Origin of the sequence: Streptomyces sp. NPDC058469 (assembly GCF_042721125.1) — a bacterium.
Lineage (GTDB): Bacteria > Actinomycetota > Actinomycetes > Streptomycetales > Streptomycetaceae > Streptomyces.
Map to the genome: position 1 here is coordinate 1 of NZ_JBHXME010000297.1, position 6136 is coordinate 6136.

The window sequence follows — 6136 nt, forward strand, 5'->3', positions numbered from 1 at the left end:
CAACCCCCCATACGACAAAGACACTTCACCCGACACCACCGCCACCGCATCCGGCACCAACACCGCCCGCGCAGCAATCAGCTCATGCACCCCACCCGCCTCGGGGAGAGACGCGACGGTGCCGTTCCACTCCCGCACGAGTCGATCGCTCTCGTCGGTGGTCAGCAGCGGCAGCTCGGCCACCGGCCGGCCCGCACCCGTCGCCACGGCTTCCAGCAGCGTGACCAGGTGTCCCGCCAACCGCTCCACCGTCACCGCGTCGAACAACGCCGTGCTGTACTCGAACTCACCGGCAATGCGATCACCGTCGTCGCTCAGGACCAGGCGGAGGTCGAACTTCGCGACGACCATGTCGGCGGCGCTGCCGCTCCTGTCGACGGTCCGCCCCGTCGCGGGACGATCCCCGGAGCTTGTGTCGCTTTCGACGAAGTCGTAGTTGAAGAGGGCCTGGAACAGCGGGGTACGCGACCGGTCCCGGTCGGTGACCAACGCCTCCACCAACTGCTCGAACGGCACATCCTGATGCGCATACGCACCCAACGCCGTCTCCCGCACCCGCCCCAACACATCACGGAACGACGGATCACCCGACAAGTCAGCACGCATCACAAGCGTGTTGACGAAGAACCCGATCAAATCCTCCGTCTCGGCACGATTCCGGTTCGCCACCGGCGTGCCCACCACCACATCCTCCGACCCCGCATACCGCCCCAGCAGCACCGCATACACCGACAACAACGTCATGAACATCGACACGCCACACTCGCGCGACAACCCCCGCAACGCCTCCGCCACCCCATCCGGCACAACGAAACGCACCGACCCACCCACCGAAGAACGAACCGGCGGACGCGGCCGGTCAGTCGGCAGGTCGAGGGTCGGTGCGCCCTCCAACTGGGCTCGCCAGTAAGTGAGTTGATCGTCGAGCAGTTCGCCCGTCAGCCACTCACGCTGCCACACCGCGAAGTCGGCGTACTGGACGGGCAGCGAGGGAAGCGGATCCGGCTCGCCCGACCGGAACGCCTCGTACAGGGCCATCAGTTCACGGTGGAAGATCCGGTCGGACCACTCGTCGAAGACGACATGGTGCATGGCCAACGCCAGTACATGCTCGTCGGGTGCGAGCCGGAAGAGCGTCGCCCGTACGAGCGGTCCGGCCGCGAGATCGAAGGGAACCGCGGCGTCCGCCGCCACCAAAGCCCGTACAGCAGTCCGGGGATCCGGCTCCCCCGACACATCCACCACCGGCAGCACGAACGGCACCGGCGCATCGATCACCTGACGCGGCACACCCTCCCCATCCGCCACCAACCGCGTCCGCAACACCTCATGCCGCGCCACCACACCCGACAACGCCCCACCCAAAGCCCCCACATCCAGGGGGCCGTTCCAGCCGACGGGTGACAGGAGGGCGTACTCCACTGCGCCGGGTGCGAGTTGGTCCAGGAACCACAGTCGTTGCTGGGCGAACGACAGCGGTAGTGCCTGGCCGCGGTCCGCCGGTGTCACCGGGGGGACGACGGCGGGGTTGGCGACCGGCTCGTCGAGAGACACCGCGAGTTGACGTACGGTCGGCTGGTCGAAGAGGGCGGCGAGGGGGGTCTCGACCGCGAACGCCTCGCGGATCCGGGAAACCACCTGGGTGGCGAGCAGGGAGTGGCCGCCGAGCTCGAAGAAGTTGTCGGTGGCTCCGACGCGTTCCACGTCGAGCACGTGGGCCCAGATGTCCGCGAGGAGTTCCTCCGTGACCCCGGTCGGTGCGGCGAAGTCGTCCCGCGGGTGCGACTGGTCCGGCCGGGGCAGGGCGGCCCGGTCCAGCTTGCCGTTCGAGGTCAGGGGCAGTGCGGCCAATTCGACGAAGGCAGCCGGAACCATGAAGTCGGGGAGGTTCTGCCGCAGGAGGTCGCGCAGTTCGGCCGGTGAGGGGATGCCCTCGGCGGGATCAGCGGGAACCAGGTAGGCCAGCAGCCGGCGTTCGGGGCCGTCCCCGAAAGCGTCCACCACTGCGGATCGCACTCCCCTGTGTGCGGTCAGCAGGGACTCGATCTCACCCGGCTCGATACGGAATCCACGGACCTTGACCTGCTTGTCGGCGCGCCCGAGGAACTCCAGGGCACCGCCGGGCAGTCGGCGTGCCCGGTCACCCGACCGGTAGAACCGCGAGCCGTCCCCGGCGAACGGATCGGCCACGAACCGCCCGGCCGTCAGCGCAGGTCGGCCCCCGTAGCCACGCGCCACCCCGGAGCCCCCGATGTACAGCTCACCGGGTACGCCCACCGGGGCCGGCCTCAGGTGCTCGTCCAGGACGTACACCTGCCACCCCGGCAGGGGACGGCCGATGGGCAGCTTCAGGTCGGCGTCGAGGTCCGTGGCGTCGATCCGGTGGTGCGTGACGTGGACCGTGGTCTCGGTGATGCCGTACATGTTCACCAGGGCGGGGGCGTCGAGTCCGCGCGTGCCGGCCCACCGTGCCACGTGTGCCTGGTGCAGAGCGTCGCCGCCGAACACGACGAACCGCAGGTCAGTGAGCGTACGGCCGGCCTCGTCGGCGTCCGCCAGCTGGCGGAAGAGCTCCGGTGTGGCACTGAGCACGGTGACGCCCTCGGCGGCGAGCGCGTCGTGAAGCAGCCACGGCTCACGCACGGTCTCGGTCGGTACGAGCAGGCAGCGGGCCCCGTGTGTCAGCGCGCCCCAGATCTCCCACACCGAGAAGTCGAACGCGGAGGAGTGACTCACGCTCCACACGTCATCCGGGTCGAGTTCGAAGGTGCCGGTGTTGTCGGCGGCCTCGAAAAGGCTGTGGACGTTGGCGTGCGGAACCAGCACGCCTTTGGGGCGCCCGGTCGAGCCCGACGTGTAGATCACGTAGGCAAGCTGTTCCGGGGCGGTAGTGGTCGTCGTCGGCGCGGTTGCCGGTTGCGCGGCGATCGCGGCGGCTGTCGTCGGAAGGTCCACCACCAGGAGCGCGGCCGGGTCGGCGTCCGGCGCCTCGGCCCGTATGCCGGTCAAGGCATGGGTCATGGCATCGGACAGGTGCGACTGGGTCACCACGACCGTCGCACGGCTGTCGGCGAGCATGAACCCGAGCCGCTCGGGCGGGTAACCCAGGTCGAGCGAGAGGTAGGCGCCGCCCGCCTGCCACACCGCCAGCATGGCCGTCACCAGGTCGAGACCGCGTTCCAGGTACAGCCCCACCACCGTCTCGCGACCCACACCAGCCGCGCGCAGCTGGTGTGCCAGCCGGTTCGCGCGCTCCATCAGTCCCGCGTAGGTCAGCCGGCGCTCGCCGCAGACCACGGCCACGGCGTCGGGCCGTTCGGCCGCACGTGCCGCGATCGTCTCGTGGACACCCCGGGGGGCGACGGCGGAGGGCAGCGCCGGAGTGGCGTTCCACTCGTCCACCAGGAGGTTCCACTCGTCCGCCGACAGCATGGGTACCTGTGACAACGGCCGCTGGGCATCGGCGGCGACCGACTCCAGCAGCGTCACGAGATGCCCGGTCATCCGCTCGATCGTGGTGGCGTCGTACAGAGCGGTGCTGTACTGCACCTCACCGACCAGGCAGCCGCCGCCGACGCCGATGCTGCTTTCGCTGTCGCCCAGTGTGATCAGCAGGTCGTACTTCGCGGGAAGGCTGTCGGCCAGCACGTCCGCGGACAACGCCCCCGCGTCGGCGTAGTCGCCGAGGGCCGGGCTCGTGCCTCGGTCCGCCTCGGCGGGGCCACGGGTGTCGTCGGCGTCCCGGGCGGCGTAGTTGAACATGACCTGGAACAGCGGGGTACGGGACCGGTCCCGCTCGGTGACCAGTTCGTCGACGAGCTGCTCGAACGGCACATCCTGGTTGGAGAAGGCACCGAGCGCCGTTTCGCGTACGCGCCCGAGCAGCTCGGCGAAGGAGGGGTCACCGGACAAGTCGGTGCGCAGTACCAGGGTGTTGACGAAGAACCCGATCAGGTCTTCGGTCTCGGTCCGGTTCCGGTGGGCGACGGGCGTGCCCACGACCACGTCGTCCGACCCCGCATACCGGCTCAGCAGGACGTCGAGCCCGGCCAGCAGCGTCATGAACATGGTCACGCCGCTCCGGCGCGACAGGTGCCTCAGCGTCTGAGCCGTCCGCTCCGGAACGGAGAACCGCAGCGCCGCGCCCTCGCTGGACCGAACCGGCGGACGCGGCCGGTCGGTGGGCAGCTCCAGCACCGGAGCTCCCGCCAACCTCCTTTTCCAGTAACCGAGTTGAAGGTCGAGCACGTCGCCGGTGAGCCACTGGCGTTGCCAGGCCGCGAAGTCCGCGTACTGCACGGACAGCGGCGGCAACGGATTCCGCTCACCTTCCCGGAACGCCTCGTACAAGGCCGAAAGCTCACGCCGGAAGACTCGATCCGACCACTCGTCGAAGACGACATGGTGCACCGACAGGGCCAGTACGTGCTCGTCGGGAGCCAGCCTGACGAGCGTGGCACGGATCAGCGGACCGCAGGTCAGATCGAACGGCACCGTCGCGTCCACGGCCACCAGGTCGCGCGCGGCAGTCACCGGATCCGGCTCGCCGGACACGTCCACCAGCGGCAGCGTGAACTCTGTGGGCGGGTCGATCAATTGGTACGGAACACCGTCCGTGCCGGCCACCAGCCGGGTCCGCAGCACCTCGTGCCGGGTTGTGAGCGCGGTCAGAGCCGCGTTGAGCGCCTCCACATCCGGCTTCTCGCCCCTCAGCCACACCGGCAGCGCGATGTTGTACTCGGCCGAGCCGGGTTCGAGCTGGTCCAGGAACCACAGCCGCTGCTGGGCGAACGACAGCGGCAGCGGCTCGCCCCGGTCCACCGCCACCACCGGCGGCACGGCGACCGCCCGACCGGCTCCCTCTACGACGACGGCCAGCTCGCGCACGGTCGGGCGGTCGAACAACGCGGACAGCGGTACGTCGACCGCCAACAGCTCCCGGATGCGGGAGTTGACACGAGTCGCGAGCAGCGAATGCCCGCCCAGCTCAAAGAAGTTGTCGGTGACCCCGATCCGTTCCACACCCAGCAGGAGCTGCCATATACCGGCCAACAGCTCCTCGGTCATGGTCGCCGGAACCACGAACTCACCCGACTCCACCCGCCACCCGCCGTCCGGAAGCGGCAGCGCGGAGCGGTCGAGTTTGCCGTTGGGACTTAGGGGGACATCCGTGAGCGGCAGGAAGACTGCCGGGATCATGTAGGTGGGGAGGTGTTCGCCCACGAAGGCACGGAGTTCGGTGACGGAGGGGATGCCGTCGGTCTGGTCGGCGGGGACCAGGTAGGCCACGAGCTTGCGGTCTTCGGTGTCACCGAACGCCGCCACCACGGTGGTACGGATCTGGGGATGGGCGGCGAGTACGGCTTCGATCTCACCGGGTTCGATACGGAAGCCACGGACCTTGACCTGATCATCGGCACGGCCGATGAAGTCCAGCTGCCCTTCCGCGAGCCAGCGGGCCCGGTCGCCGGAGCGGTACATACGGCTGCCGTCCGCGGTGAACGGGTCCGGCAGGAAACGCTCTGAGGTGAGCACGGGCTGGGCACGGTAGCCGCGGGCCACCTGCGGGCCCGCGATGTACACCTCGCCCGCCACGCCAACCGGCACCGGGTTCAACCGCGCGTCCAGGACATACAAGCGGGCGTTCGCCACCGGGGCACCGATCGGCGGAGCCGCATGTACATCCGGGGCCACCGCACCGGCGGTGACCATGACGGTCGCCTCGGTCGGACCGTAGGTGTTCACCAGCGTCCGGTCCCGCGCCCAGGCCTGGGCCACCGGCTGCGTCAGCCGCTCCGCACCCAGCAACAACGTCTGAATGCCGGGGACTTCGTCCGGATTGAGGACACCCAGCAGGGAGGGCACGACACTGGCCGCATCCACACCCTGGGCGCCGATCATCCCGGTCAGCGCCTCCGGAGCAGTGCGCTCAGCGCTGCTCGCCACCACCAGCGCGCCACCCGAGGCCAGCGTCACCGCGATGTCCAGCACGGCCGCGTCGAAGCTGAACGACGCGAACTGCAACACGCGGACATCCGGGTCGGCACCCAGCACCGGGCCCAGTGCGGTCACCATGCCCACCACACTGCGATGCGCGACCTGCACACCCTTCGGACGACCCGTCGACCCCGACGTG

Annotated in this window: 1 protein-coding gene; it reads right to left on the reverse strand. The window is 69.4% G+C overall.

The annotated features are described in order from the left end of the window. Positions 1–6136 (reverse strand): amino acid adenylation domain-containing protein (locus tag ACFWP5_RS51470; RefSeq protein WP_384174068.1); only part of this gene is annotated, 6136 nt, incomplete at both ends.